Here is a 26,446-nt window from a genome sequence, read left to right as displayed (position 1 = left end):
AGGGCATGTCCAGAACATGCCTCCTCTCACCTCTCTTCCTGACCGCTCCACCCTCGTTGCTCAAGCCCGCGAGAGCATCGCTCGCGGCTCCAAATCCTTCGCGCTCGCCTCGAAGCTGTTCGACCGCCAGACCCGGGAGCGGGCCTGGCTGCTCTACGCCTGGTGCCGCAAATGCGACGACATAGCCGACGGCCAGGACCATGGTGGCACGATGCGCGGGGTCGCGGACGGTCAGGCCCGCCTTTCCACCATCCGCGTCCTCACCAGCACAGCCCTCCGGGGCGATCCCACCGGCGATCCAGCCTTCGACGGCTTCGGCCTCGTCATGCGCGAATGCGCGATCCCGGAGCGCTACGCCCATGACCTGATCGAAGGCTTTGCCCTCGACGCCCGCGAATGGCGCCCCCGCAGCGAGGCGGACATGCTGCGCTATTGCTATCATGTTGCGGGCACAGTCGGTTGCATGATGGCGATCCTGATGGGCGTCGACCCCGGCGATGAAGCCACGCTCGACCGCGCCTGCGACCTGGGTCTGGCCTTTCAGCTCGCCAATATCGCCCGCGACATCAGCGAGGATGAAGCCGGCGACCGCTGCTACCTGCCGGAAGAATGGCTGGTCGAAATGGACATCCCGCCCGGTGAGCATATGAAGCCCTGGGTCCGCCCGCGCCTGGCGATCCTTGCCCGCCGCCTGGCCGACATGGCCGCCGCCTATGAGGAAAGCGCCCGCCACGGCACCGGAGCCTTGCCCCCCCGTTCCGCCTGGGCAGTCCTCGCCGCCGCCGGCATTTATGGCGATATCGCCCGCCAAGTCGCCCGCCGGGGCGAACATGCCTGGGACCACCGTGTCACCACCCCAAAGAGCGACAAGCTGGGCTGGGTGCTGCGCGCGGGTCTCCAGGTTCCAGGCCGTGCCCACCGCTGGCCTGCCGCGACGCTTCGTTCGGCCACGCTCTGGACCCGCCCCCGAAGCTGACAGGCAAAAAAAAGGGACCGATACTTGCGTACCGGTCCCGAGGCATGTTCGCAGGAGGAACATCGTGAGGCGGGCGGGCCGTTCTTTCCGGCCCGCCCTGCCGAAGCTTAATAGTTGTAAGCGCGTTCGCCGTGGCTGGAGAGGTCGAGACCTTCCATTTCGGCTTCCTTGCTCGGACGCAGACCCAGGGTCTTGTCGATGATGAAGTAGAGGATCGCGCTGCCGATGCCGGAGAAGAGCAGGGTGAAGACCACCGCCTTGACCTGGATCCAGACCTGGGCCGGGATGCTGTAGGCTTCCGGATGGAAGGCCGCCGGGAAGACCGTGTAGTCGAACACGCCCTGACCGCCCAGCGAGGGAGCCGCGACGATGCCGGTGCCGATGGCGCCGACGATCCCGCCGATGCAGTGCACGCCGAACACGTCCAGACTGTCGTCATAGCCGACCTTGCCCTTCACGAACGCCACGAAGATGTAGCAGATCGGGGAGACGACGAAGCCGAGCGCGATCGAGGTCATCGGAGCCGCGAAGCCCGCAGCCGGGGTGATCGCGACCAGACCGGCCACGGCGCCCGTGACCGCGCCCAGCAGCGAAGCCTTGCCATGGTGGACCTGTTCGACCAGCGACCAGCTCACCGCCGCCGCGCAGGTGGCGACCATGGTGTTGATGAAGGCGACGCCGGTGACGGCATTGGCTTCCAGGTTGGAGCCGGCGTTGAAGCCGAACCAGCCGACCCACAGCAGGCTTGCGCCGATCATGGTCATGGTCAGCGAGTGCGGCGGCATGGGTTCCTTGGGGAAGCCGACGCGCTTGCCGATCATCAGCGCGCCCACCAGACCGGCGATACCGGCGTTGATGTGCACCACGGTGCCGCCCGCGAAGTCGAGCGCGCCCCAGCCCCAGAGCAGGCCGTAGTCGGTAGGCGCATCAACCAGGAAGTCCGGGCCAGCCCAATACCAGACCATGTGGGCCATCGGGAAATAGATCACGGTCAGCCACAGCACGACGAACACGATCAGCGAAGAGAATTTCACGCGCTCCGCAAAGGCGCCGACGATCAGCGCCGGGGTGATCATGGCGAAGGTCATCTGGAAGACCACGAACACGAATTCGGGCAGATAGACGTTGTTGCTGAACGTCGCGCCATAGGTCGTGCCGTCGACGCCCATCAGGAAAGCCTTGGAAAGGCCGCCGAAGAACGGGTTCGATCCGCCCGAGGTGAAGGCCATCGAATAGCCCCAGCAGCACCAGACCAGGCCGGCGACGGAGACGATCATGAACACCTGCATCAGGATGCTCAGCATGTTCTTGGTGCGGACCAGGCCGCCGTAGAACAGGGCGAGGCCGGGAACCGACATCATCAGGACCAGAGCGGCCGAGACGAGCATCCAGGCGACGTCGCCCTTGTTGACCATAGCGGCCATGGCGGCGGCGTCTGGCCCCTTGATCGGCGCGGCCAGCGCCGGTGCGGCTGCGAGCAGGGACAGGCCGACTGCCCCCATCACGCCGCAAAGCTTCTTGGAAAAGGTCATCAATTCCCCCTTCTTACAGTGCGGTTTCGCCGGTCTCGCCGGTACGGATGCGCACCGCCTGCTCGACATCGAGGACGAAGATCTTGCCATCACCGATGGCGCCCGAATTGGCGGCCGCCTGCGTGGCTTCCACGACGCGCGGCGCAAGGTCGTCGTCGCAGACCACCTCGATCTTGATCTTCGGAACCATGTTGGTCGAATATTCGGCGCCGCGATAGATTTCGGTCTGCCCCTTCTGGCGGCCGAAGCCCTTCACTTCGCTCACCGTCATGCCGGCGATGCCAAGCGAGGAAAGTGCCTCGCGGACATCGTCAAGCTTGAACGGCTTGATGATAGCCATGACAAGTTTCATGTCGCCCCCTGTTACTGGTGTGCGGCGACATACTCAGCAAGAGGCGTGCCAGTTTCTTAAAGGCGCGTTAATGCGGGGTTTTCATGCGGCGGCTTAGAACGCGCCGCCAAAAAAACAGGCATATAGGCCCGCCTGCCTAAAAATTGGGCAGCTTTACCAGCCTGCGCCCCGTGCCGCCGCCTCGGCCTCTTCGGGCAAGGTTGGACGTCCCAGCAGGGCGTTGCGATGCGGAAAGCGGCCGAAGCGCTCGATCGTGGCATAATGTTCCTGCGCGAACGCTAGGGACCGGGCATCGCCCGCTCCCTCGAACAGGCTGATCGACAATTTCTGATCGTCCAGCGCCTCGCTGTGCTGGAACGGCATGTAGAAGAACAACCGCCCGGCTCCGCCGATCTGAATGTCATAGCCATGGGCGATGGCCCCGCGTGCCACATCGCGCGCCAGCGGATCGGTGGCGAAGGCGGCCGGCGAACCCCGGAACATATTGCGCGGCAACTGGTCGAACAGCAGCACCGCCGCCAGCGCGTCATCGGCGCGCTCCAGAAATTCCTCGGCGGGCAATTGCCGCTTTTCTTCCCATAAGGCGCGAAACCTTGCCTGGCAGATTTTATCGAACGCCGGATCATGACTCCACCAACCCTGCTCGCCTATCTGATTGAACCAGAAATCCAGCAAAGCGGCCGCCCAGTCGGCAGTCACTGCATCATGGCTGTCGGTCAACATGTTCATGAAAGGATAAAGACGGACCGTGACGCTGGTTCCTCCGTCCGTGGCGTTGATGCCTCAGGTCGCCGTGCCGCCGACAGTGAGGCCCTCCATCAGCAGGGTCGGCTGGCCCACGCCCGCGGGCACGCTCTGTCCGGCCTTGCCGCACATGCCTATCCCTTCGTCCAGCGCCCAGTCATTGCCGATGCCGATCACCTTGGTAAGCGCCGTCGGCCCGTCACCGATCAGCGTCGCACCCTTGATCGGCTCGCCCAGCTTGCCATTTTCGACCTTATAGGCTTCGGTGCAGGAAAAGACGAACTTGCCCGACACGATGTCGACCTGCCCGCCGCCGAAGCTTTTCGCGAAAATGCCCGACTTCATGCGGGAAAGCAGCTCTTCCGGATCGTCATTGCCGCCCTTGATGAAGGTGTTGGTCATGCGCGGCATCGGCGCATGGGCATAGCTTTCGCGGCGGCCGTTGCCGGTCGGCTCCACGCCCATCAGCCGGGCGTTCAGACGATCCTGCATATAGCCCTTCAAAATGCCGTCCTCGATCAGCACATTTTCCTTCGTCGGCGTTCCCTCGTCATCGATGGAGAGCGAGCCGCGCCGGCTCAGGATCGACCCGTCATCGACCACGGTAACGCCCGGCGCTGCGACCCGCTCACCGACACGGCCCGAGAAAGCGCTGGTCCCTTTGCGATTGAAGTCGCCTTCAAGGCCATGGCCGATCGCCTCGTGCACCAGCACGCCCGGCCAGCCCGGTCCGAGCAGCACGGTCATCTCGCCCGCCGGCGCCGCGACCGAGCGCAGATTGACCCGCGCCTGCGCCAGCGCCTCGTCAATCGCCCGGTTCCAGATCGCAGGGTCCATCACCTCATCATAGAGATAGCGCCCGCCAATCCCGAACACGCCCGTCTCGCGGCGGCCATTTTCCTCCAGGATGACGGAGACGTTGAGCCGCACCAGCGGGCGGATGTCGGTCGCGGTGAAGCCGTCGGCGCGTACGATCTCGACCACCGACCAGCTTCCTGCCAGGCTCACCGACACCTGCGCGACGCGCGGATCGCGGGCGCGGGCAGCGGCGTCGATCGCGGCGCAGAGCGTCACCTTCTCGGCAAAGGGCACGATCTCCAGCGGATTGACGTCGGTGTAGAGATGACGGTTGGTGTGTTGCGGCGGCGGGGCGGGCTGGCCCTTGGCGGGATCGAGCAAGGTCAGCGTCTCGGCAGCGCGGCGGATCGCGGCTTCGCTGATGTCGTTGGCATGGGCGAAGCCGGTCATCTCGCCCGACACGCCGCGCAGGCCAAAGCCCGCATCGGTGGAATAATCGGCGGTCTTCAGCCGTCCATCATCAAAGCCGAAGCTCTCGCTCGCCCGATATTGCAGGTACAGTTCGCCATCGTCGCAGCTTTTCAGCGCTTCGGCGGTCAGGCGGCGGGCGCCATCGGGATCGAGCAGGCCCGGGCGATAGAGCAGGCCACGGGCATCAGTGAACTGGGGAGCAGCGTCGGTCATGCCGTCCGATATAGGAGCGGCATGGCGCGAGCCCAATCAAAATCGTAGGCTTAAAGGCTGGCGCCCGAGGAAATATCCGGCAACCCGGCGATTTCCGGCGTGTCGGCGGCGCTGCCGATCAGCACGAACCGGCGGTCGCAATAGCCGCAATCGATATAGCCATGCTCATCGATCTCAAGGAAGACGCGCGGATGGCCGAGCGCTGCGGGAATGTCGCCCGAACCGTCGCAGGAGACGCGGGACTTGGTGACTCGGATGATTTCAGGCGGCTGGATCATGGCGGCACCGATTAGCAGCGCTGGCGTTGCGCCGCAATATCCGTGGCGAAAGGAGCCTTACATGAGCAGGAAGGGCGGCTTCCTTTTCGGGCAGGGCTTTTCCGCAGCGATGTCCACCGCCTTGGCTGGCGCGTTCCAATCCAGGCAATCGCGGGTGACGGCCAGCGAAACCGGCGACACCATCAGCAGAAAGGGCGCTATCGTTCCAGCAAAGAGAAGCGTGAGAGACATGATGCAACTGCCTCACCAAAGCGTTCCGGTGCCGGAACCCTACGCCATTGCGCCCCAAGCGGGAACAGATTTCTCCGGGGAAGGCATGGTGGGCGATGACGGGCTCGAACCGCCGACATTCTCGGTGTAAACGAGACGCTCTACCAACTGAGCTAATCGCCCGATGCCCGTCCTGACCGCAGGCGTCCGGTGCGCGCCTATCTACGGCAATCGGGGCGCGGGTCAAGCGGGGATGACGGCATATTCGTCATGCACACAGGAAACGGCGGCTGGCGGTGAACCAGCGGCTCAACGCTTCGGCAGTGTGATCGGCAAGCGCGATGAAGACGCGGCGCCCGTCATGCGGATCGGCCTGACGGTCGACAAAGCCCTGTTCGGTCAGCGTCCGTATCCAGCGCAGCGCGGTGGTCGGCGGCACCGCCGACGCGATGCACAGGCTGGACACGGACACGCGCTCATGCTCCAGCCGCGCCGCCAGCAGGTCCAGCAGCATGTCCCAGGCGGGGTCCGCGAACAGATCGGCGGGCAGGAAATCGTCGCGCAGCCGCCGCGCCCGCAGCAGGTCGCGCACCTGCGCCGCATCCACGCTCGCGGCGTCGGCGGATTTGGCGGCGCTGCCGATCGGCTCCAGCGACGGCATGCCGATATAGTCGTTGGGCTCATCCGATATGCGCGGGCCCAGGTCGAAGGACGGCGTCGCATGACGGGGGCGAAGCGTCAGCGCCTCCAGCGTGCGGGCGAGGCGGCTCACCTCATCGCTCAATTGCTGCAACCGCAGACCCTCATTGTCCCGGTTGGCTTCGTGGAAGGATCCGGACGGCGTCTGGCGGGCGGCGGCCAGAAGGGCGGCGGCCAGGTCCGTATGGCCCGGCCTGCAAAGCAATTGCGTCCGGTCGCTGCGCAGGCAGGCATAAGCAAGGTCGACAGTTTCCATATCAGCCACCAGGATGACCGGCATGTCGTTCTGCAACGCCAATGTCTCGATCTGCACCAGCAGCCGCTCGATCATCGCATCGGGCGACGGGCAGAAGCACAGGATGATGTCGCAGCCGATCTGCACATCCAGCCGGGTCGATGCCTGGTCCAGCGGCACCGTGCCCAGCAGGCGAAGGCCCGCGGCCCGGCTCAGCAGCGCGGCATCGTCCAGATAGATGTCATTCGCCAGGATCAGCAGTCCCGGCCGCTCATCCCGCGCGCCAAAGGGTTGGTCCAGGGATGCGCCGAAACCGATCTCATCATGATCCAAACCCACGCCGAAAATCTCCGTCCTGTTTGTTCCAGCTTATCGCAATGCCGTCGTTACGCAGCCAGACCATTCTCCATTATGGAGATTCGTGCCGCCCATTGCGTCCATCGAGCGCCCTGTAAACGGGTCTTTTCCGGCAACGCCATAACGGACTGCCAAAATGGAGCCTTGATCCCCGCCGAAATGGCGGAAATGACGGCGGCATCTTTTTCCATCCGAAATGGATCAGCTTTTGCGCGTTGTTTTGCTCAAACGGCGGTGCGCCGGGCAAAGTCGATATAGAGTGCGCGCAATCGCATCGCCACCGGGCCGGGCGTGCTGTCCCCGATGGGCTGGCCGTCGATCCGCACCACCGATTGGCAGAGGGTCGAGGCGCTGGTGATGAAGGCTTCCCTTGCCGCCAACGCCTCGGCAACGGTGAAGGGGCGGCGGATGATGGCGATGCCGCTTTCTTCCGCCAGCGCGGTCAGCGCCGCGCCGGTGCAGCCCGCCAGCACCGCCTGGCTATAGGGCCGGGTGACGATGCCTTCCTGCGTGACGATGAAGGCGGTGGAGGAGGCGCCTTCGGTCACGAAGCCATCCTCGACCATCCAGGCCTCCTGCGCGCCCGCTTCGGCGGCGGCGTGCTTGGCCATGGCCTGGGCCAGCAGGCCGACGCTCTTGATGTCGCGCCGCGCCCAGCGCAGGTCGGGCATCGTAACGACCGCTATGCCGTTGCGCACGGCGGGCACGTCGAGAAAAGGCTTGGCTTGGGTGAACATCACCAGCGTCGGCTGGATATCGGGCGAGGGCAGGAAATCGCGGGTCGCGTCGGCCCCCCGCGTGATCTGGAGATAGACCAACCCTTCGGTGAGCGCATTGCGGGCGACGAGCTCCTTCTGCGCCGCCTCGATCTCCGCGAGGGAGAGTGGCAGGGCGATGCCGATCGCGCCGGTAGATCGCTCCAGCCGAGCGAGATGGGACGCGCTGTCGACCAGCCTGCCGTCGATCACCGCCGCGACTTCATAGATGCCGTCCGCGAACAGGAAACCGCGATCCAGCACGGAGACCTGGGCTTGCTCCAGCGGCACGAAACGGCCGTTCAGATAGGCGACGGACATGATGGCGTTCCTTGATATGGGGCGGCCGATCTGGCTTGGCGGCGCATCCTGGTCAAGCATAGGTTTCGTCAGGCCGCTTGCCCGCGCAAAGCCTTCTGCCGCCGCCGCTGCACGGAGGATCCGATTCCCATGGCCTCGCGATATTTGGCGACGGTGCGGCGGGCGATATCCATGCCCTTGGCCCGCAGCAGGTCGACCAGCGTGTCGTCGGACAATATGGCGTCGGCCGTTTCCGCCGCGATCAGCGCCTTGATATGGCTCTTGACCGCTTCGGCCGACACCGCGCCGTCGCCACTGGCCGCCGAAACGCCGCTGGTGAAGAAATATTTGAGTTCGTAAAGCCCACGCGGGCAGGACAGATATTTGTTCGACGTCACCCGGCTGACGGTTGATTCATGCATCTGGATCGCATCGGCCACGGCTTTGAGCGTCAGCGGTTTCAGATGCTCCACGCCCTTGCGGAAGAAATCTTCCTGTTGACGGACGATCTCGCTCGCGACCTTGATGATGGTCTTCTGCCGCTGGTCCAGCGCCTTCACCAGCCAGTTGGCGCTGGCGAGGCAATCGGCCAGCCAGGCTTTCGATGTCCTGTCCTGCGGTCCGGAAGCCAGCTCGACATAATAGCTCCGGTTGATGAGGACGCGGGGCAGGGTGGTGCTGTTGACCTCGATCGACCAGCCCTCGCGGGTCTGCCGCACGAACAGGTCGGGCGTCACCGGCGCGGCGCTTTCCGTGGAAAAGCGCAGGCCGGGCTTGGGATCATAGCCGCGCAGTTCGCGGATCATGTCCGCCATATCCTCCTCATCCACGCCGCAGATCCGGCGCAGCTGCGGCAGCGCGCCCCTGGCGAGCAGATCGAGATTGGCGAGCAGCTTCGCCATGCAGGGATCATGGCGATCCGCCTCCTTGGCCTGCAAAGCCAGACATTCCGCCAGCGATCGTGCCCCGACGCCCGTGGGATCGAAGCTCTGGATCACCGCCAGCACATGTTCGATCTGGTAGAGCGGCACCCCCATGCCATGGGCGGTTTCCAGTAGATTGGCCTCCAGATAGCCCGCCTCGTCAATCTGTCCGATCAACTGGGTCGCTATGGTCAGGTCCATGCCCGACAGGGCACTGCGGGCCTGATCCATCAGATGTTCCTGAAGACCCTGTTCCGGATTGGCGAAACTGTCGAAATCGGGCGCTTCGCCGCTGCCGCCGGACAGCATGTCCAGGCCGCTGGAGCCGATAGCCGCGCTCGCTACCCGGTCGCCCGGCCCATCGTCGATGAAGGTTTCCGCGCCATAATCGACATCCAGCGGCGAATCCGCGACGCCCAGTCCCTGACCGATCAACTGGTCGGCATCGCCAGTCTCCGCGGACAGGTCATGCTGTTCCGCCGGCCGGTCCACGCCGTCGGCGGGCGGCGCGAAATCATCGCCGGGCGCTCCGGCCTCCAGCAGCGGGTTCTTCTCCAATTCGCCCGAAACGAACGCCTCGATTTCCAGATTGGACAGCGCCAGCAGCTTGATCGCCTGCTGAAGCTGCGGCGTCATCACCAGCGATTGGCTCTGCCGCAGGTCGAGACGGGGGGCGAGCGCCATCAGCCCTTCCCCTTGCCGCTGTGTGGAAGGGGCCGCTTGTCGGTCATGTCAGAGCGAGAAATTCTCGCCCAGATAGAGCCGCCGCACATCTGCGTTGGCCACCAGTTCGGTCGGGCTGCCCGCGAACAGCATCTTGCCGTCGTAGATGATGCAGGCGCGGTCGACGATCTCCAGCGTCTCGCGGACATTATGGTCGGTGATGAGCACGCCGATGCCGCGGGTCTTCAACTGCTTCACCAGACCGCGAATATCCGCGATGGACAGTGGATCGATGCCCGCGAAAGGCTCGTCCAGCAACACGATCGACGGATTGGCCGCCAGGGCGCGGGCGATCTCGCAGCGTCGCCGCTCGCCGCCCGACAGTGCCATGGCCGATGAATCGCGCAGCCGGGTCAGGCCGAATTCCTCCAGCAACTGTTCCAGCCGCGCCTGCCGCGCCGCCTTGTCCGGTTCCGCCAGTTCCAGCACCGCGCCGATATTCTGCGCGACGGTGAGGCCACGGAAGATCGAGGTTTCCTGCGGCAGATAGCCCAGCCCCAATATGGAGCGCCGGTACATCGGCAGGCCGGTGATGTCCTGCCCGTCCAGCACGATGCGGCCATGGTCCGGCCGCACCAGCCCCATCACCGAATAGAAGCAGGTCGTCTTGCCCGCGCCATTGGGGCCGAGCAGGCCCACCACCTCGCCCTTGCCGACGGTCAGCGAAACGTCGGCCAGCACGACGCGCTTGTCATAGCTTTTGGCGATGGAGATGACGGACAGGCCTTCACCCACTTCCTGCGGGGGAAGGGGCGATGCCGGGGCTGTCCGGTCCTGCATCATGACGTCGTCCATCACACTATCCTTGCTGCCGCATGGTTGATCGCGGGATAAATCCATGACCCGCGCGGCAATTGGCAAGCTTTGTGCATGGGATCGCCGCCGGGGCAAGGGGGAAAATGGTTTTTGTCGGCACGAAGGCCATGACCCGCGGCAAGATTGGGACTGACAGGGCCGCTTTCAATGACGATGGCGCGAAGAGCCGCCCGCCTTTCGATGATCTCACTCCGTTCCAAAACGGCGAGAACATATCAGTAACATTTTCCAACAAGTCAACAATTTGCTGCCGACGCACGCATTGCTGCGTCATGGATTGCGTGATGACAGGACTTATTGGATTTTCAGGAAAAATGGTGCGGTCGAGAAGACTCGAACTTCCACGGCCTTTCGGCCACAACGACCTCAACGTTGCGCGTCTACCAATTCCGCCACGACCGCACATCAACAGGGAAACCGGCGGGGCCGGTGCCTTGGTAGGAGGCGGCCCTTAGCAAAGGCTTTCGGGCCATGCAACAACCTATCTGCATCTGCGTTATTTTGGAGAGAGAAAGTCGGGAGCGGGCGAGAATGGAGGAGGAGACGATCATGTCCGCGCGCTTCTGGTTGTTTTCATGTGTGAGTGCAGGGGTTGCCCTGACCGGAGGATATGGGCTTGGCCTTTACGCCACGACACCGCCCAAGACCGCAACCGAAACGCCGTTGCCGGAGGCGGTCCTGCCGGAGGATGCCGCCTATGATCCGGTAAAGCTGACCGGCCCTGCGGTCATTCATTGCAAGGGTTGCGGTCCCACCTTGGCCGACCGGCAAATGGCTGCGGACATGGCGGGCTGGGACGGGATGAACGATCCCGTGGTGCGCGATTACGCCGCGCAGGATGTTGTGAGCGAGGCCGATGATGTCGAGCCGCCTCCGCCAGCGCGAACCCTGCCTGCATCGATCGAAAGATTCGTTGCTGGGGAAAGCGAAGGCAGTCTGCAACCCGTGAAGATCGCCCAGGCTCCCAATAGCAAACCGCCCGCCGAGGATAGCCCGGCGGACGCTGCTTTTTCCTACTGAACCGGCCGCTTATTCGGCGGCGACCACTTCCGCCGGAGCGTCGCTCAGCGGATGAGCGAGGCGGTTCACCATTTCCTTCGGGCAAATCTGCCAGAAATAACGGCGCCAGCGGTCCCAGTCGTCCAGGATGGTGTTCGACCATTTGCTGTCGGTCGCCACCGCATGCTGGGCGATCAGAGCCTTCAGCTCCGCTTCCCAATGGGCGCTTTCCAGTCGCTGCCAGACGATGCTTTCCGGGTTGGCGCGCGTAGGGAAGCTACCATCCTCGTCCAGGATGAAGGCCATGCCGCCGGTCATGCCCGCGCCGAAATTGGCGCCGGTCTTGCCCAGGATCACCGCCGTGCCGCCGGTCATATATTCGCAGCCATTGGCGCCGCAGCCCTCGACCACCACCTGCGCGCCCGAATTGCGGACGGCGAAGCGTTCCCCGGCCTGTCCCGCCGCGAACAGCTTGCCGCTGGTCGCGCCGTAGAGCACGGTGTTGCCGATGATCGTGTTGTCCTTGCTGCTCAAGGGGCTGGAGACGGTCGTGCGCACCGTGATGATGCCGCCCGACAGACCCTTGCCGACATAGTCGTTGGCGTCGCCAAAGATCTCCAGCTTGATGCCCTTGCAGAGGAAGGCGCCCAGCGACTGGCCAGCCGAGCCGCGCAGACGCACGGTCAGATGACCGTCCGCCAGGCTAGACATGCCGAACTTCTCGGTCACGGCGGCCGACAGGCGGGTGCCCACGGCGCGATGCGTGTTGCGCACCGTGTAGGTGAGCTGCATCTTCTCGCCCCGCTCGAACACCGCCTTGGCGTCGCGCATCATCTGCGCGTCAAGGCTGTCGGGAACGGCATTGCGCCATTCGGTCAGCGAGAAACGGCGCTGATCGTCGGGTGCGTCCACCTTGGCGAGGATCGGGTTCAGGTCGAGATCGTCCAGATGCTCGGCGCCGCGGTTGACCTGCTTGAGCAGTTCGGTGCGGCCGATCACTTCGTCCAGGCTGCGATAGCCCAGACGGGCGAGAATCTCGCGAACCTCTTCCGCGATGAAGGTCATGAGGTTGATGACCTTCTCCGGCGTGCCGGTGAACTTCTCGCGCAGGCGTTCATCCTGCACGCAGACGCCGACCGGGCAGGTGTTGCTGTGGCACTGACGCACCATGATGCAGCCCATCGCCACCAGCGACAGCGTGCCGATGCCGAACTCTTCGGCGCCCAGAATCGCCGCGATCACGATGTCGCGGCCAGTCTTGAGGCCGCCGTCGGTGCGCAGCTTCACGCGGTGACGCAGACCGTTGAGGGTCAGCACCTGATTGGCTTCCGACAGGCCCATTTCCCACGGCGTGCCCGCATATTTGACGGAGGTCTGGGGTGATGCGCCGGTGCCGCCGACATGGCCCGCGACCAGGATGACGTCGGCATGGGCCTTAGCCACGCCCGCAGCCACGGTGCCGATGCCCGCCTGGCTGACCAGCTTCACGCAAACGCGAGCGCGAGGATTGATCATCTTGCAGTCGTAGATGAGCTGCGCCAGATCCTCGATCGAGTAGATGTCATGGTGCGGCGGCGGCGAGATCAGCGTCACGCCGGGCGTCGCATGGCGCAGCTTGGCGATGAACTCGGTCACCTTGAAACCGGGGAGCTGGCCACCCTCGCCGGGCTTGGCGCCCTGCGCGACCTTGATCTCGATTTCCTCGGCCGACCCCAGATATTCGGCATGGACGCCGAAGCGGCCCGACGCGATCTGCTTGATCACCGAGTTCGCATTGTCGCCATTCTCATAGGGCTTGAAGCGGTTCGCATCCTCGCCGCCTTCGCCCGACACGGCCTTGGCGCCGATGCGGTTCATCGCGATGGCCAGCGTCTCATGCGCTTCGGGCGACAGCGCGCCAAGCGACATGCCCGGCGTCACGAAGCGCTTGCGGATCTCGGTGGTCGCCTCGACCTCGTCGATCGGCACGGCTTCGCGGGCGAAGTTGAACTCCAGCAGGTCGCGCAGATAGACCGGCGGCAAATCGCGCACGCCCCGTGAGAATTGCAGATAGGTCGAATAGCTGTCGGTCGCGACCGAGGTCTGCAACAGGTGCATGAGTTGCGCCGAATAGGCGTGGGTCTCGCCACCATTGCGCTGACGGTAGAAGCCGCCGACCGGCAGACGCACTACGGCGCTATCATAGGCGGTGTCGTGCCGCAGCTTCGCGCTATAGTGAAGCGAAGCATAGCCTTCGCCGGAAATCTTCGCGGGCATGCCGGGGAAGAGATCGTTGACCAGCGCGCGGGACAGACCAACGGCTTCGAAATTATAGCCGCCGCGATAGGAGCTGATGACCGCGATGCCCATTTTGGACATGATCTTCAGCAGGCCTTCGTTGATGGCGATGCGATAGCGTTCGAAGCACTGGTCGAGCGACAGGTCACCGAACAGCCCGCGTGCATGGCGGTCGGCAATGCTGGCCTCGGCCAGATAGGCGTTCACCGTGGTCGCGCCGACGCCGATCAGCACCGCGAAATAATGGGTGTCGAGCGCTTCGGCACAGCGCACGTTGATCGACGCGTAGCTGCGCAGCCCCTTGCGGACGAGATGGGTATGCACAGCCGCCGCCGCCAGCACCCCGGCAATGGCGATCTTATCAGAATTAAGATGCTCGTCGGTCAGGAAGATTTCGGTGCGGCCCTCGCGCACGGCCTGTTCCGCTTCCTCCCGGATGCGGGCGATGGCGGCGCGGAGCTGCTCCTGGTTACCTTCGGCCGGGAAGGTGCAGTCGATCTCGGCCACGGCCGGGCCGAAATGCCCTTGGAGCTTCGCCCATTCGGACGAGGTCAGCACCGGCGAATCCAGCACCAGCACATGGCTGTTCTGCGCGTCATGCTCCAATATGTTGTGCAGGTTGGAGAAGCGCGTCTTCAGGCTCATGACATACCGCTCCCGCAGCGGATCGATCGGCGGGTTGGTGACCTGGCTGAAATTCTGGCGGAAGAAATGGCTGACCGTGCGCGGCTTGTCGGAAATGACCGCGAGCGGCGTGTCGTCGCCCATCGAGCCGACGGCTTCCTTCGCATCCTCGACCATCGGGGCGAGGATCAGCTCCATATCCTCCAGCGTCATGTTGGCGGCGACCTGACGGCGGGTCAGTTCGGCCTTGTCCCAGCTACGCAGCGCGCTCGGCGCGTCGGCCAGATCGTTGACCGTCATGAAGTCCTTGATCAGCTCGCCATAGGGGCGCTCCCCCGCGATCTGGTCCTTGATCTCCTTGTCATCGAAGATCACGCCTTCCTGCAGGTCGACGGCGATCATCTGGCCCGGACCCATGCGGCCCTTCCGCACGATGGTGGTTTCGGGCACCACGACCATGCCGGTTTCCGAACCCACGATCAGCAGATTGTCGCCGGTCAGCGTATAGCGCAGCGGGCGCAGCGCGTTGCGGTCGACGCCCGCCACGACCCAGCGGCCGTCGGTCATCGCCAGCGCGGCGGGACCGTCCCACGGCTCCATCACGGAGGCGAGATATTCGTACATGTCCGAATGGGACTGCGGCAGTTCGGGGCTGGCCGACTGATAGGCTTCGGGCACCAACATCAGCTTGGCGGTCGGCGCATCGCGGCCCGAACGGCAGATCGCCTCGAACACGGCGTCAAGCGCGGCGGTATCGGACGCGCCCGCCGGGATCACGGGCTTGATGTCCTCCGACTGCTCACCGAAGGCGAGCGAAGCCATTTTGATCTCGTGGCTCTTCATCCAGTTCTTGTTGCCGCGGATCGTGTTGATCTCGCCATTATGCGCGAGCGTGCGGAAGGGCTGGGCCAGCCACCATTGCGGGAAGGTGTTGGTCGAATAGCGCTGGTGGAAGATCGCAACGCGGCTCTCGAACCGCTCGTCCTGAAGGTCGGGATAGAAGACCGACAGCGATTCCGCGAGGAACAGGCCCTTGTAGATGATCGAGCGGCACGACAGCGAGCAGACGTAGAAGTCCTGGATCTGCGCGGCGATGACCTGCTTCTCGATCCGGCGGCGGATGAGGTAGAGGTCTTTTTCGAACTCGGCCTGATCGCGCTCCTCCGGCATCGGCCCGGCGATCATGATCTGTTCGATCTCGGGACGGGTGCGCTGCGCCTTCTCCCCGATGACGGAGACGTCGACGGGCACCTGGCGCCAGCCATAGATGGTGTAGCCCGCGTCGATGATCTCGGCCTCGACGATGGTGCGACAGGTTTCCTGCGCCGACAGGTCGGTGCGCGGCAGGAAGATCATGCCGACGGCGAGCCGGTTGGGCAGCGGCTTGTGGCCCGAATCCGCGATCGCATCGTCGAAGAAGCGCACCGGCAGGTCGACATGGATGCCCGCGCCGTCGCCGGTCTTGCCGTCGGCATCGACCGCGCCACGGTGCCATACCGCCTTCAGCGCGTCGATCGCGCTGGCGACCACACGGCGGCTCGGGCGGCCATCCGTCGCGGCGACCAGGCCGACGCCGCAGGCATCGCCTTCCATCTCGGGATGATACATGCCCTCAGCGGCAAGGCGCGCACGCTCTTCGGGGCTCGCCATATAGGGGGTGTTGGCCATGAATGCCTCCTCGTCAAATCCGTCGGTTCGAGCCTGTCTCAAATCTCACGCCACGTTCTCGACAAGCTCGAACCGAACGGGCTGAAATGGCTTAAGCGGCTTGCCTTTCCCCGGCAGAGGCCTTGGCCTTTGCCTTGAGATAGCGGTGCATATGCTCGGTCACGTCGCGGCCGTCGCGGATCGCCCAGACCACCAGCGAAGCGCCGCGCACGATGTCGCCAGCGGCGAACACGCCGTCCATGCTGGTCATCATCGTTTTGTGATCGACGCGCAGCGTGCCCCAGCGGGTGACCGACAGATCCTCCGCGCCGAACAGCTTGGGCAGTTCTTCCGGATCATAGCCCAGCGCCTTGATCACGAGATCGGCCTCCAGCGTGTGCTCCGTGCCCGGATCGGCTTCCGGCGCGCGGCGGCCCGATGCGTCGGGCTGGCCGAGGCGCATCTTGGTGACCTTGACGCCGGTGACATGCTCCGTGCCTTCGAAGGCGATGGGGGCGGAGAGCCAGACGAACTCCACGCCCTCTTCCTCGGCATTGGCGACTTCGCGCTGCGAGCCGGGCATATTGTCGCGGTCGCGGCGGTAGAGGCACTTGACCGAAGTCGCGCCCTGACGGACGGCGGTGCGGACACAGTCCATCGCCGTGTCGCCGCCGCCGATGACGACGACCTTCTTGCCATTGGCGTGCAGCGAGCCATCCTCATGCTCCGGCACGGCGTCACCGAAACCGGCCTTGTTGGAGGCGATCAGGAAGTCGAGCGCCTTGACCACGCCCGGCGCGCCGACGCCCGGCGCCTTGATGTCGCGGGGCTTGTAGACGCCGGTGGCGATCAGCACCGCATCGTGGCGGCTGCGCAGTTCCTCCATCGTAGCGTCGCGGCCGACCTCGAAGCTTTCATGGAAGGTGATGCCGCCGTCCTTGAGGCGCTGGATGCGGCGCATGACGACGTCCTTCTCCAGCTTGAAGCCGGGGATGCCATAGGTCAGCAGGCCGCCTGCGCGATCATGACGGTCGTAGACATGCACTTCATAGCCCGCGACCCGCAGATATTCCGCTGTGGTCAGCCCCGCCGGACCCGCGCCGATGACGCCGACCGACTGGCCGGTCGCTGCGCCTGGCGCCAGCGGTTCGACCCAGCCTTCCTTCCAGGCGGTGTCGGTGATGAACTTTTCCACCGAGCCGATGGTGACGGAACCGTGGCCCGAAAATTCAATGACGCAATTGCCTTCGCACAGGCGATCCTGCGGGCAGATGCGGCCGCAGATTTCCGGCATGGTGCTGGTCAGGTTCGACAGCTCATAGGCCTCGCGCAACCGCCCCTCGGCTGTCAGGCGCAGCCAGTCGGGGATATGGTTGTGCAGCGGGCAATGGGTCGAGCAATAGGGCACGCCGCATTGCGAGCAGCGCGACGCCTGTTCTTCCGCCTTGTCCAAGATGAAGCTGCGACTGATTTCGAGGAAGTCGTCGGCGCGATCGTCGGCCGAACGCTTCTCGGGATAGGCTTGGCCCGTTCCCACGAATTTCAGCATTGGATTGTCAGCCATGGTGAGTCCCTAGAATGAATTTGCAGGGTGCCCATAGCAGAAAAACCCGCAGAGTCACGTGGATTCTGCAATTTATGTCAGCTTATATGTCCTAATTTATACTCGTTTTCCGCAGAAGCGAAGAAATGGCGAAATAATCTTGCGCGTATTAGGTCCGATTCGGCCTTATCGTAGGGAGAGCCACACCAATGCAGTGATTCCCGCAATGATTCGATACCAGGCGAAGGGGGTGAAGCCGTGCCGCGACACCAGGCCCACGAACCATTTGATCACCAGCACCGCGACGATGAAGGATACGATAAAGCCCAAGGCAATGCTGTCCCATCCGACCGTGGCGGAGGTCAGCTTGTCGCCATTTTTCAGCAGTTCCAGCGTGGTCGCGCCCAACATGGTCGGAATGGCGAGGAAGAAGCTGAACTCCGCCGCCGTGCGCCGCTCGACCCCCAGCGTCAGCGCGCCCATGATCGTCGCGCCCGACCGGCTGATGCCCGGGATCATGGCAAGGCACTGGATCAGGCCGATGCCGATCACCCGGACGAAAGGGATGTCGGCTATACCGTGGAAGCGGTTTTCCTTCACCATCCGCTCGATCGCCAGGATCGCGATGCCGCCGACGATCAGCGCCCAGGCGACGACCTTCGGCGCGCCCAGCAGTTGCTCGATATATTTGTGCAGGGCAAGGCCGATCACCGCCGCCGGGATGAACGCGACCAGCAGATTGCGAAGGAAGCGCCAGCTCGTCGGATCGTTGCGCAACAGCCCCATGCCGACCGCCCAGAAAGTCCGCCAGTAAAGCACCACCACCGCCAGGATCGCGCCCAATTGGATGATGACATTGAACATCGCCCAAGTGGACGAATCATAACCCAGCAACTCACTCGCCAGGATCAGATGGCCGGTCGAGGAAACAGGCAGAAACTCGGTCAGCCCCTCGACAATGCCAAGCAGGATGACTGTCAGATAATGCAGGTCCATGGGTGGATCGGATCCTTGTAGGGCGAACGGGAAGAAGCCCTCCCCCAGACGGGAGAGGACGCGAAGGCGTGATATCTATTGTGCAAAAGCGAAAGGCGCGCGCAAGGCGGCCTGTCGCGGTCCGATGTCGGTCCGGCTGATCGGCTTTGCCCGATCAGGCCTGAACCCGCCCGGCAAAGCGACCATGCTTGCGATAGCGGACCAGCCATTTTTCCGCGACGGCCGGCATCGGCGTGGCCGCGACGCCCAGATCGGCCAACCCGTTCGCATCCTCTGCGACGACATTGTCCTTGCCCAGCATCGCCAATTGGTCCCGTGTGATCGGCCCGCCCGGCAGCATCGCCAGCAGCGAGGCGAGCGAAGCGGGAACCGCGCACAGGCTGCGCTTCCGGCCGATGGCCTTGGCGATCCAGGCGTTGAGTTCCAGCATCGAATAGGTCTGCGGCCCGCCCAAATCATAGGTCTTGCCGCCATGGGCGCCCGGCTTTTCGGCGGCATTGGCGATGGCCTGCGCTACGTCCGCGACATAGACGGGCTGGAATTTGGTGTTCGCGCCGATCACCGGCACGACCGGGGCAAGGCGGATGATCTCTGCAAAGCGGTTGAGGAACTGGTCCTCCGGTCCGAAGATGATCGACGGGCGGATGATGGTGGCGTTGGGGAAGGCGGCCTTGACCGCCGCTTCGCCCGCGGCCTTCGACCGGCCATAGGCGGACGGGCTTTGCGCGTCAGCGCCGATCGCGGAGATATGCACCAGCGCCTTGACGCCCGCATCCGCCGCCGCCTTGGCGACATGGGCCGCGCCGTCGTGATGCGATCCTTCGAAATCGCCGGAGAGAACGCCGACCAGATTGATGACGATATCGCTGCCGGCGATGGCGCGGGCGACGCTTTCGGGCTTGCGGATGTCCGCCGCGACGAACTGGGTCTGGCCCAGGCCGCCCAGCGGCTTGACGCGCAGGGCGGTTGCCAGATCGCGCTGCGCCACGCGCACCCGCGCGCCGCGCGCCATCAGCGCCTGTGCGACCTGTCGGCCCAGAAAGCCGCCGCCGCCGAACACCGTAACCAGACTGTCCTTCATCACGCGTCCCATGCCTGTTTTTGATAGGGGTGCGCATCCCCTTGCAACAGCCGCTGCCCGCTGACAACTGGTTTACCGGGGTTTACCCGATCCAGCCCTGCAAATCAGCAATCATCCACAGGCCAAGGCCCAGGAACAGCAGAGCGGCGCCGATCTGAAGCGCGCGCATCGGCACCTTTTTCGCCAGCACGTCCCCGAACAGCACGGCAGGCACATTGGCGATCATCATGCCCAGAGTCGTTCCGGCGGTGACGGCAAAGATATTGTCGAACCGCGCGCCCAGCATCACGGTCGCCACCTGCGTCTTGTCGCCCATCTCGACCAGGAAGAAGGCGATAAGCGTGGTCATGAACACGCCTGCCCCGGAAGGGGCCTTCAGCGGCTCGTCCTCGTCGAACTTGTCGGGGATCAGCGTCCAGGCGGCCATGCCGATGAAACTCGCCGCGACGGCATAGCGGAACCAGGGCTGGGTCAGCACGCCGGCGATGGAATGGCCGACCAGCGCAGCGAGGAAATGGTTGGCGAGCGTCGCGAAGAGGATGCCCAGGATGATCGGCACCGGCTTGCGGAACCGGGTGGCGAGCAACATCGCCAGCAATTGCGTCTTGTCGCCCATTTCCGCGAGCGCGACGAGAGTGGTGGAGGTGAAAATTGCTTCCATAGGGGATTTGTCCGGGCCGGGCGAAGGATGAAGGACACAATGTCACCACCTCCCCCCACCCGGCCGGATGGGGAAGGCGATGCCATTGGTCTCGCCCGATGCGAAAGATTTGCATCCCTCGCGTCCCGCCCGCCATGACCTCTCGGCCAAATATGTTGACGAACGGCCCGCTCCTTATGCGGAACGGCTGGCTACTCCCCAGATGACGCACGGGCATCTAGGATAGATCAGGCAAGAAGGCAAGCCGCACGCGCGGCCCCAATGACGGCTTGCGGCTATCCTCCGTTCCTTTGATGGATGGAATGAGGACTGCAGATGGCCATTTGCTGCCGTTAAGCGCGCCGCGCTCCTGCGAAAGCAGGAGCCCAGTTCAGACGGTCCGATAATCCACAGAGGGCAAGACTGGGCTCCTGCCTTCGCAGGAGCACGGTTCAACCAAGGCGAACATCAATGTCCACCCTCCACCTAAATCCGAACTCGCCCATCATCAGCCCAAACCTACCAGCGGCACGATGTCGACCGGCCGCCCGTTGCGCCGCAATTCGACGGTGATGCTCGGCCGCCCCGGTCCCGCATTGCCGATCGGATCGCCTTGCCGCACGCTGTCCCCCACCGCCGCGTTGAGGCGCAGCAGGCCGGTGATCAGCGTCGTCCAGCCGCCCCCATGGTCGATGATCACGATCTGCCCATAGCCGCGATACGGCCCGGCAAAGACGATGCGCCCCGCGGTCGGCGCCACCGCCAGAGCCTCCGGCCGGGTGGCGATGGTAAGCCCCCGCGAGCGGACGCCGCTTTCGGACACCTCGCCCATGCCCGTCACCAACTGTCCGACGACTGGCAGGCGATAGGGCGGCGCCGCGCCAAGGCCGCGTGGGCGTTGGGGCGCGGGGGCGCGGGCCTGGTCGGGCCGGGCGGGGCGCGGCAAGGGGCCGGGCAAGGCCGCCAATCGGTCGCGCAGGTCGCCCGCTTCCTCCAGCTTGTCCATCAGGTCGACGATATCGCGCGCGCGCTCGCCCAGCGCCAGGGCGCGATCGCTTTCCAGATCGGCATTGGCCCGGTAATCCTGCGCGGCGAGCCGCTTTTGCGCTTCCAGCGTCTGGAGCGCGGCTTGGCGCTGCTTCAGATCCTGCTGGCTCTGCGCGAGCGAATCCGCTGCCTGTTCTGCCGTTGCGCGCAGGGCATGGCTGCGGTCCAGTTCTGCGCGCAACCCGGCGGTGCGTTCGCGGATGACGGGCAGTACCTGGCCCAGCACGGCGCGCATATGGATGGCGTCGCTGATCGATCCGGGCTGGACCAGGGCGAGAGCCAGCGGTCGTTGCGCCATCATTTGCAAGGCGGCGGTCAGCCGGACGACGGGCTCTTGTTTCGCGGCGAGGCGGGCGGCCTGGGCGCGCTGAAGCCGGGCGATGATGGCGATGCGGGCCTGGGCGGCCTGGATGTCGGCTTCTGCCTGCTGGATGCGGGCGGCCATGGCGGCGGCGCGGCGGCGGGCCTGGTCGGCTTCGTCGCGGGCCATTGCGGCTTGCCGTTCGAGCCGTTCGGAGCGGTCGCGGGCCTCATCCGACTGGCGGCGCGCGGTCTTGAGGGCGGATTGTCCTTCGCCAAGGCTGGTGCCGCCGGTGCCAGGCATGATGATGGCTTGGCCATCGGCGGCGGGCAGGCGCGAGGACGCGAGGGCCGCCGCCCCAGCGAGCAATGCCGCGATGATCGCCGTCCGTTTCACCTTTGCCCCCTGCCGGTTCCGGGTTCGGGACCGACTGGGCCTAACTAAGCCCTGTTCCGATAGAAGGAAAGCGCCTCTATCCTTCCCTGTGGTATGGATGCCCGGCCAGGATCGAGCAGGCGCGCCACAATTGCTCGGCCAGCATGGCGCGGGCCATCATATGGGGCCAGGTCATAGCGCCGAAAGCGATCAGCAGGTCGGCATTGTCGCGTTCCGCATCGTCGAAGCCATCCGCCGCGCCGATCAGGAAGCGGCATTCCCGCTTTCCGGAATCGCGCCAGCCTTCGATCCGCTTGGCGAAATCCATGGAGTTAAGCTGGCGGCCCTTCTCGTCCAGCATCACCGTCACGCAAGCCGGCGGGGCGGGAGGCAGCTTGCCGCCCCGATCCGGCAGTTCGGTGATCTTGAACGGCATGGTCAGCCGCTTGGCATAGCGGTCGACCAATTCCGCCTCGGGCGAGCGCCCGATCTTTCCGCGCGCGATGATATGGAGGAGCATGTCCTCCCCCTAATGGCTCAACGCGCGCTTGTCGAAGGGTGGATCAGGCCGTTCCCGCCACCGGCGCGTCGACAAAACCCCACATCCGCTCCAGATTGTAGAAGCTGCGCACCTCCGGCCTGAACAGGTGGACGATCACGTCGCCGGCATCGATCAGCACCCAGTCGGCCACAGGCAGACCTTCGACGCGGGCGGACCGCCCGGTGGCCTGCTTGATCCGCTCGGCCAGCTTCTGCGCCATCGACGCGACCTGACGCGACGAGCGCCCGCTCGCGATCACCATATGATCAGCGATGCTGCTCTTGCCTTCGAGGGGGATGGAAATGGTTTCCTGCGCCTGGTCGTCGTCAAGCGACTTGAGGACAAGGTCATGCAGGGCGGCAACGCTGTCGGCGCTCTGGGCCGTGTCGTTGGCGGGATGCGGTCTGGTCAAACGGGCTCCATTCTAGACAATCAACCGGCGCGTGAGCGGGTCGCGCACGCGTTTCTGTTCATATTCGCGATGCCAGAGGGGGTCTGCCTGCCGCAGCAGGGTCGCCGATCTTGGATCAGGGCGAAAGCGCAGAAGCACAAGCGCCGGCGGTCTCCAATCCGTCCATGCTGCACTCTGGCGTGCGGGCCGGACGAAGCGCCGCAGCCAGCTCATGGCCGATGAACCACGGGCGACCTCATCATAGCCGGGCCGGGCGATTACGGCAATGGGCATAATCCGGGCTATGCCGCGCCAGTCCTTCCATTGGCCGAACTGGGCAAGATTGTCGGCGCCCATCAGCCAAATAAAGCGGTGCCGGGGATAGCGGCTCTGAAGCGATTTCAGTGTGTCGACGGTATAGCGAGTGCGAAGCTGCGCTTCGATCGCTGTGGGGCGGATAGGGTTGCGCCGCGCAACTTTTTGCGCGTGGGCGAGGCGTGCGGGGAGGGGCGCCATTCCGGATTTGGGCTTCAGCGGATTTCCGGGAGACACCAGCCACCAGACTTCATCGAGCTTCAGCGCGTCCATCGCGAACAGGGAAATGGCCCGATGCCCGCCATGCGCTGGATTGAAGGAGCCGCCGAGAAGGCCGATGCGTTTCATGATTCGCCCATGCCAGTTGGCGGAGTTCGGAGCAAATCTCCTGCGCAAGTGGATAGATGTTTAGCGAGCTAAGCTGATTGTCGTAGTCTCGACAAAGGCCGGGCTTTGGGAGGCTGGGTTGCGTGCCATTCATCTATGGTTCTCGCCGGATTAGCGAAATGGAAGGCGGGTTTTGGTCTTTCCGGACATTTTCGAAGTTCGTCATCCCCGCGAAGGCGGGGATCCATCTCCTGACCTAACCGCTTGATGCAACGCTGGGAGATGGAATGGACCGGAAGTATAATTAGCTTCCTAATATTTGATCGAGCCTGTCTGTCCTATTCCGCCGCATTCGGCAGAGCCTCCGGCAACGCCCGCACGGCTTCCGCCGACACCGGCTCCCGGACCAGCGCCTCCACCGGCTCCAGTTCTTCCAGTTCCTTGCCACCGGTTTCGATATTGAGGTCGCGCAGCTTGCGTCCCGTCACTAGCACGCGGCCTTCGAAGCTTCCCACGAAGCTGTTATAATCCGCCACCGCCCCAGTGAGCCGGTTGCCAAGCTTCTTGAGCGAGCCCGCCGCCGCCGCCAGTCGTTCATAAAGTTCCTTACCGAGCATGCCGATTCGCTTGGCCTCGTCCGCCATCTTCTCCTGACGCCAGACCGCCGCCACGGTTCGGGCGATGGCAATGAGGTTGGTCGGCGTGGCCAGCAGCACGCGTTTGCCGAAGGCATGGTCCCAAAGCTGCGGATCATGCTCCAGCGCCGCGGAGAGGAAATGTTCGCCCGGCACGAACATGATCACATAGTCGGGCGCGTCCTCGAACTGGTCGGCATAGCTTTTCCGCCCCAGCGTCTCGACATGGGCGCGCATCGCGGCGGCATGGGCGGACAGGAAACGCTTCTTCTCCTCGTCGCCCTCCGCCCCATAGGCGTCCTGATAGGCGTTCAATGACACCTTGGCGTCAATCACCAGCGCCCGCCCGCCCGGCACCCGCAGGATCGCGTCGGGGCGCAGGCGGCCATCCTCGCCCTCCACGCTGACCTCGGTATGGAAATCGACATATTCGGAAAGGCCGCAGGTTTCGAGGACGTTGCGCAACTGCTGCTCGCCCCACCGCCCGCGCGCCTTGGGGGCATGGCGCAGCGAATCGACCAGACGCTGTGCTTCGGCGCGCACCGCCTCCTGCCCGGTCTTCATCGATTCGATCTCGCCGCGCAATATGCCATAGGCCTCGGTACGCTGCTGCTCGATCTGGGTGATCTTCTGGTCGTAGCGCTGGATCGTCTCATTGACTGGATGCAGCAACTGCTTGAGCTGCGCCTCGCTCTTCTCATGTGCCTGCGCCATGCGCTGGTCGGCGCGTTCGAGGAAATGGCTCTGCGCCTGGTGCAGCAGCTTGCCGCCAATCTCGCTGAACTGGGCCGAAAGCTGCTCCTTGGCGTCCTTGAGCGCAGCGATCTGCGCCTCGAACGCTTCCGCCCGCGCTTGTGTGTCGGATTGCAGCGCCGCCAGCTCCCGCGCCACCAGTTCCCGCGCCGATCGCTCCGCATCCAGCCTTTGCGCCAGATCCGCCGCCTGCGCCGCGCGCTCCTGCGCCACCACCAGTTCCTGAAGCGCCGCGTTGCGCTGGGTCGCCGCCATGTCGAGCTTGCCCGCCAGATCGGCCTTTTCCGCCACAAGTGGCGTCACGGACTTGCCCCGCAACAGCCAGCCGATCCCCAGCCCGGCGACCAGGGCTACAACAACAAGAATGACGGCCAGGCTGTCCATATATACCCCTTTATGGAACGAAAGGTGAACCTAGCGACGTGACGTCATTGCCGCAAGCCTCCTCATGCCGCCCTAGCGCTGACAGCCTGCGCATGGGGCACCGCGAAGCGCTGGCGATAATCACCGGGCGACAGGCCGACCAACCGGTGGAACAGCTTGCGGAAGGCGGCGGCGTCCTCATAGCCGACGCTCCAGGCGATCTGGTCGACCGTGCGCCGGGTGAATTCCAGAAGCTCGCGTGCCTTGGCGATCCGCAGATGCTGGGCATATTCGATCGGGGTCATGCCGGTCGCGGCCTTGAAACGGCGCTGGAAGGTGCGTTCTTCCATGCCCACTTGCCCGGCCATTTCCCCGACGCTGACCACTTTGGCCTCCCGCGCCTGCAACCAGTGCTGGACCTTCAATATCGGCTCGTCGCCATGGGTGAGGCGCGGCACGAAGCGGGCATAATGGCGCTGCTCGCGGCCTGCCGGATCGACCAGCAGGAATTTTCCCGTATCCAGCATCACCGTCGGCCCCAGCAGCCGGTCGACCAGCCGCAGGCCCAGATCGGTCCAGGCCATCAGCCCGCCCGCCGTGATGATGTCGCCATCGTCGATCACCATCCGGTCGCTGTCGAGCCGCACTTTGGGAAAGCGTTCGCGAAAGCGGTCCGCGAACAGCCAGTGCGTCGTCGCCGGCCGCCCATTCAGCAACCCCGTGGCGGCCAGCATGAAGGCGCCGCCGCAATTGGACGCGAGCGTCGCCCCCTGCGCATGGCGGTCGAGCAGCCAGCGCGCATAGGGTGCCGATTCCTCCGCATCCGGCGGGCCGGTGAGGCGCCCCGGGATCAGCAGGATCTCGGGCGTGCCGCCCAAGGCTTCGGCCTCATGCGTGTCATAGCTGCGCGTGAAGCCGTGCTCCTCGTCCCGTTCCCAATGGCTGACCCGCAAGACCGGGCCGCCATGCTCGGCCGAAAAATGCCCGGCGATCGTCAGCAGGTCGGTCACGCCATGGACCATCGCCATCTGGCAACCGGGATAAAGCAGTATCCCGACCTCCGCCCTGGGAAGCATCGTGTCAGCCATCATCGACGCCCTCATGTCGGAATCGGCCCGTTTAATGTCGGGTCCGCCAATTCTGACCATGAGCCGCTTCTCCTATTTCCGCAAGCACAGGGCGTCGGAAGCGCCCTTCATCGGAAGGGAA

The 26,446-nt window shown here is 64.5% G+C and carries 24 protein-coding genes, 2 tRNA genes and 1 riboswitch; of the genes, 2 read left to right on the top strand and 24 right to left on the bottom strand.

Annotated elements, in window-relative coordinates:
• Positions 1-16: 16 nt before the first annotated feature.
• Complete coding sequence (locus tag HHL26_RS15780; protein ID WP_066560838.1) at positions 17-976, top strand: phytoene/squalene synthase family protein; 960 nt, start codon at positions 17-19, stop codon at positions 974-976.
• A gap of 107 nt (positions 977-1,083) precedes the next feature.
• Here HHL26_RS15780 and HHL26_RS15775 read toward each other — a convergent pair whose 3' ends face one another.
• The 13 genes from HHL26_RS15775 to HHL26_RS15715 form a co-directional block, all read right to left on the bottom strand.
• The gene (locus HHL26_RS15775) at positions 1,084-2,508 is read right to left on the bottom strand and encodes an ammonium transporter (protein ID WP_066560837.1); all 1,425 of its coding nucleotides are present in this window, start codon (positions 2,506-2,508) and stop codon (positions 1,084-1,086) included.
• Positions 2,509-2,521: 13 nt separating this feature from the next.
• Complete coding sequence (locus tag HHL26_RS15770; RefSeq protein ID WP_013847864.1) at positions 2,522-2,860, bottom strand: P-II family nitrogen regulator; 339 nt, start codon at positions 2,858-2,860, stop codon at positions 2,522-2,524.
• A gap of 153 nt (positions 2,861-3,013) precedes the next feature.
• Positions 3,014-3,589, bottom strand: a complete 576-nt coding sequence (locus HHL26_RS15765; protein ID WP_066560835.1) for a DUF924 family protein — start codon at positions 3,587-3,589, stop codon at positions 3,014-3,016.
• Between the two features lie 54 nt (positions 3,590-3,643).
• Positions 3,644-5,086, bottom strand: a complete 1,443-nt coding sequence (tldD, locus tag HHL26_RS15760) for a metalloprotease TldD (protein ID WP_066560833.1) — start codon at positions 5,084-5,086, stop codon at positions 3,644-3,646.
• Between the two features lie 50 nt (positions 5,087-5,136).
• Positions 5,137-5,364: a zinc-finger domain-containing protein gene (locus HHL26_RS15755; protein WP_066560832.1), complete on the bottom strand. Its 228-nt coding sequence runs from the start codon at positions 5,362-5,364 to the stop codon at positions 5,137-5,139.
• A 57-nt stretch (positions 5,365-5,421) separates the two neighbouring features.
• The gene (locus HHL26_RS15750; protein WP_169576168.1) at positions 5,422-5,595 is read right to left on the bottom strand and encodes a hypothetical protein; all 174 of its coding nucleotides are present in this window, start codon (positions 5,593-5,595) and stop codon (positions 5,422-5,424) included.
• Positions 5,596-5,681: 86 nt separating this feature from the next.
• Positions 5,682-5,757 (bottom strand) — tRNA-Val (locus tag HHL26_RS15745).
• Positions 5,758-5,842: 85 nt separating this feature from the next.
• The gene (locus tag HHL26_RS15740) at positions 5,843-6,847 is read right to left on the bottom strand and encodes a MarR family transcriptional regulator (protein WP_082748730.1); all 1,005 of its coding nucleotides are present in this window, start codon (positions 6,845-6,847) and stop codon (positions 5,843-5,845) included.
• A 47-nt stretch (positions 6,848-6,894) separates the two neighbouring features.
• Positions 6,895-7,056 (bottom strand): hypothetical protein, encoded by a 162-nt coding sequence (locus tag HHL26_RS15735; RefSeq protein ID WP_169576167.1) that lies wholly within the window; start codon positions 7,054-7,056, stop codon positions 6,895-6,897.
• 33 nt (positions 7,057-7,089) lie between these two features.
• Positions 7,090-7,941 carry a D-amino-acid transaminase gene (locus HHL26_RS15730; protein WP_066562073.1) on the bottom strand — a complete coding sequence of 284 codons (852 nt, stop codon included), beginning with the start codon at positions 7,939-7,941 and terminating at the stop codon, positions 7,090-7,092.
• A gap of 68 nt (positions 7,942-8,009) precedes the next feature.
• Entirely contained in the window at positions 8,010-9,527 is a 1,518-nt protein-coding gene (gene rpoN, locus HHL26_RS15725; RefSeq protein WP_066560829.1) for an RNA polymerase factor sigma-54, read from the bottom strand.
• Positions 9,528-9,575: 48 nt separating this feature from the next.
• A complete protein-coding gene (gene lptB / locus HHL26_RS15720) occupies positions 9,576-10,361 on the bottom strand; it encodes an LPS export ABC transporter ATP-binding protein (protein WP_013847841.1) in 786 nt (261 codons plus the stop codon).
• Positions 10,362-10,697: 336 nt separating this feature from the next.
• Positions 10,698-10,784 (bottom strand) — tRNA-Leu (locus HHL26_RS15715).
• A 147-nt stretch (positions 10,785-10,931) separates the two neighbouring features.
• Here HHL26_RS15715 and HHL26_RS15710 point away from each other — a divergent pair.
• Positions 10,932-11,402: a hypothetical protein gene (locus tag HHL26_RS15710; RefSeq protein WP_066562071.1), complete on the top strand. Its 471-nt coding sequence runs from the start codon at positions 10,932-10,934 to the stop codon at positions 11,400-11,402.
• Between the two features lie 9 nt (positions 11,403-11,411).
• Here the strand turns inward: HHL26_RS15710 and gltB are convergent, their stop codons facing one another.
• The 11 genes from gltB to HHL26_RS15655 form a co-directional block, all read right to left on the bottom strand.
• Complete coding sequence (gene gltB, locus HHL26_RS15705; protein ID WP_066560824.1) at positions 11,412-15,950, bottom strand: glutamate synthase large subunit; 4,539 nt, start codon at positions 15,948-15,950, stop codon at positions 11,412-11,414.
• 91 nt (positions 15,951-16,041) lie between these two features.
• Positions 16,042-17,493 (bottom strand): NAD(P)-dependent oxidoreductase, encoded by a 1,452-nt coding sequence (locus tag HHL26_RS15700; protein ID WP_066560821.1) that lies wholly within the window; start codon positions 17,491-17,493, stop codon positions 16,042-16,044.
• Between the two features lie 165 nt (positions 17,494-17,658).
• Positions 17,659-18,468, bottom strand: a complete 810-nt coding sequence (locus HHL26_RS15695; RefSeq protein WP_066560818.1) for an undecaprenyl-diphosphate phosphatase — start codon at positions 18,466-18,468, stop codon at positions 17,659-17,661.
• 154 nt (positions 18,469-18,622) lie between these two features.
• Positions 18,623-19,561: a complex I NDUFA9 subunit family protein gene (locus HHL26_RS15690; RefSeq protein ID WP_066560815.1), complete on the bottom strand. Its 939-nt coding sequence runs from the start codon at positions 19,559-19,561 to the stop codon at positions 18,623-18,625.
• Between the two features lie 70 nt (positions 19,562-19,631).
• The gene (locus HHL26_RS15685) at positions 19,632-20,210 is read right to left on the bottom strand and encodes a TMEM165/GDT1 family protein (RefSeq protein ID WP_066560813.1); all 579 of its coding nucleotides are present in this window, start codon (positions 20,208-20,210) and stop codon (positions 19,632-19,634) included.
• Between the two features lie 20 nt (positions 20,211-20,230).
• A riboswitch (yybP-ykoY riboswitch) is annotated at positions 20,231-20,423 on the bottom strand.
• A 274-nt stretch (positions 20,424-20,697) separates the two neighbouring features.
• Positions 20,698-21,933 carry a peptidoglycan DD-metalloendopeptidase family protein gene (locus HHL26_RS15680; protein ID WP_066560812.1) on the bottom strand — a complete coding sequence of 412 codons (1,236 nt, stop codon included), beginning with the start codon at positions 21,931-21,933 and terminating at the stop codon, positions 20,698-20,700.
• A 76-nt stretch (positions 21,934-22,009) separates the two neighbouring features.
• Complete coding sequence (locus tag HHL26_RS15675; RefSeq protein ID WP_066560804.1) at positions 22,010-22,432, bottom strand: 23S rRNA (pseudouridine(1915)-N(3))-methyltransferase RlmH; 423 nt, start codon at positions 22,430-22,432, stop codon at positions 22,010-22,012.
• Between the two features lie 43 nt (positions 22,433-22,475).
• Positions 22,476-22,865, bottom strand: coding sequence for a ribosome silencing factor (rsfS, locus tag HHL26_RS15670; protein ID WP_037462830.1), 390 nt, complete (start codon positions 22,863-22,865; stop codon positions 22,476-22,478).
• 12 nt (positions 22,866-22,877) lie between these two features.
• Complete coding sequence (locus HHL26_RS15665) at positions 22,878-23,555, bottom strand: nicotinate-nucleotide adenylyltransferase (protein WP_257721803.1); 678 nt, start codon at positions 23,553-23,555, stop codon at positions 22,878-22,880.
• A 269-nt stretch (positions 23,556-23,824) separates the two neighbouring features.
• Complete coding sequence (gene rmuC / locus HHL26_RS15660; RefSeq protein ID WP_066560798.1) at positions 23,825-25,258, bottom strand: DNA recombination protein RmuC; 1,434 nt, start codon at positions 25,256-25,258, stop codon at positions 23,825-23,827.
• Between the two features lie 62 nt (positions 25,259-25,320).
• Entirely contained in the window at positions 25,321-26,328 is a 1,008-nt protein-coding gene (locus HHL26_RS15655) for a GlxA family transcriptional regulator (protein WP_066560795.1), read from the bottom strand.
• Positions 26,329-26,446: the final 118 nt, after the last annotated feature.

The organism is Sphingobium sp. TB-6 (assembly GCF_012927365.1).
Classification (GTDB): Bacteria; Pseudomonadota; Alphaproteobacteria; order Sphingomonadales; family Sphingomonadaceae; genus Sphingobium.
This window is presented reverse-complemented; position numbering and strand designations above follow the sequence as displayed.

Bases quoted from the DNA above. Each gene is read 5' to 3' on its own strand.
- HHL26_RS15780 (WP_066560838.1), top strand. From the start codon at position 17: ATGCCTCCTCTCACCTCTCTTCCTGACCGCTCCACCCTCGTTGCTCAA.
- HHL26_RS15775 (WP_066560837.1), bottom strand. From the start codon at position 2,508: ATGACCTTTTCCAAGAAGCTTTGCGGCGTGATGGGGGCAGTCGGCCTG.
- HHL26_RS15770 (WP_013847864.1), bottom strand. From the start codon at position 2,860: ATGAAACTTGTCATGGCTATCATCAAGCCGTTCAAGCTTGACGATGTC.
- HHL26_RS15765 (WP_066560835.1), bottom strand. From the start codon at position 3,589: ATGAACATGTTGACCGACAGCCATGATGCAGTGACTGCCGACTGGGCG.
- tldD (WP_066560833.1), bottom strand. From the start codon at position 5,086: ATGACCGACGCTGCTCCCCAGTTCACTGATGCCCGTGGCCTGCTCTAT.
- HHL26_RS15755 (WP_066560832.1), bottom strand. From the start codon at position 5,364: ATGATCCAGCCGCCTGAAATCATCCGAGTCACCAAGTCCCGCGTCTCC.
- HHL26_RS15750 (WP_169576168.1), bottom strand. From the start codon at position 5,595: ATGTCTCTCACGCTTCTCTTTGCTGGAACGATAGCGCCCTTTCTGCTG.
- HHL26_RS15735 (WP_169576167.1), bottom strand. From the start codon at position 7,056: ATGGAAAAAGATGCCGCCGTCATTTCCGCCATTTCGGCGGGGATCAAG.
- HHL26_RS15730 (WP_066562073.1), bottom strand. From the start codon at position 7,941: ATGTCCGTCGCCTATCTGAACGGCCGTTTCGTGCCGCTGGAGCAAGCC.
- rpoN (WP_066560829.1), bottom strand. From the start codon at position 9,527: ATGGCGCTCGCCCCCCGTCTCGACCTGCGGCAGAGCCAATCGCTGGTG.
- lptB (WP_013847841.1), bottom strand. From the start codon at position 10,361: ATGGACGACGTCATGATGCAGGACCGGACAGCCCCGGCATCGCCCCTT.
- HHL26_RS15710 (WP_066562071.1), top strand. From the start codon at position 10,932: ATGTCCGCGCGCTTCTGGTTGTTTTCATGTGTGAGTGCAGGGGTTGCC.
- gltB (WP_066560824.1), bottom strand. From the start codon at position 15,950: ATGGCCAACACCCCCTATATGGCGAGCCCCGAAGAGCGTGCGCGCCTT.
- HHL26_RS15700 (WP_066560821.1), bottom strand. From the start codon at position 17,493: ATGGCTGACAATCCAATGCTGAAATTCGTGGGAACGGGCCAAGCCTAT.
- HHL26_RS15695 (WP_066560818.1), bottom strand. From the start codon at position 18,468: ATGGACCTGCATTATCTGACAGTCATCCTGCTTGGCATTGTCGAGGGG.
- HHL26_RS15690 (WP_066560815.1), bottom strand. From the start codon at position 19,561: ATGGGACGCGTGATGAAGGACAGTCTGGTTACGGTGTTCGGCGGCGGC.
- HHL26_RS15685 (WP_066560813.1), bottom strand. From the start codon at position 20,210: ATGGAAGCAATTTTCACCTCCACCACTCTCGTCGCGCTCGCGGAAATG.
- HHL26_RS15675 (WP_066560804.1), bottom strand. From the start codon at position 22,432: ATGCTCCTCCATATCATCGCGCGCGGAAAGATCGGGCGCTCGCCCGAG.
- rmuC (WP_066560798.1), bottom strand. From the start codon at position 25,258: ATGGACAGCCTGGCCGTCATTCTTGTTGTTGTAGCCCTGGTCGCCGGG.
- HHL26_RS15655 (WP_066560795.1), bottom strand. From the start codon at position 26,328: ATGATGGCTGACACGATGCTTCCCAGGGCGGAGGTCGGGATACTGCTT.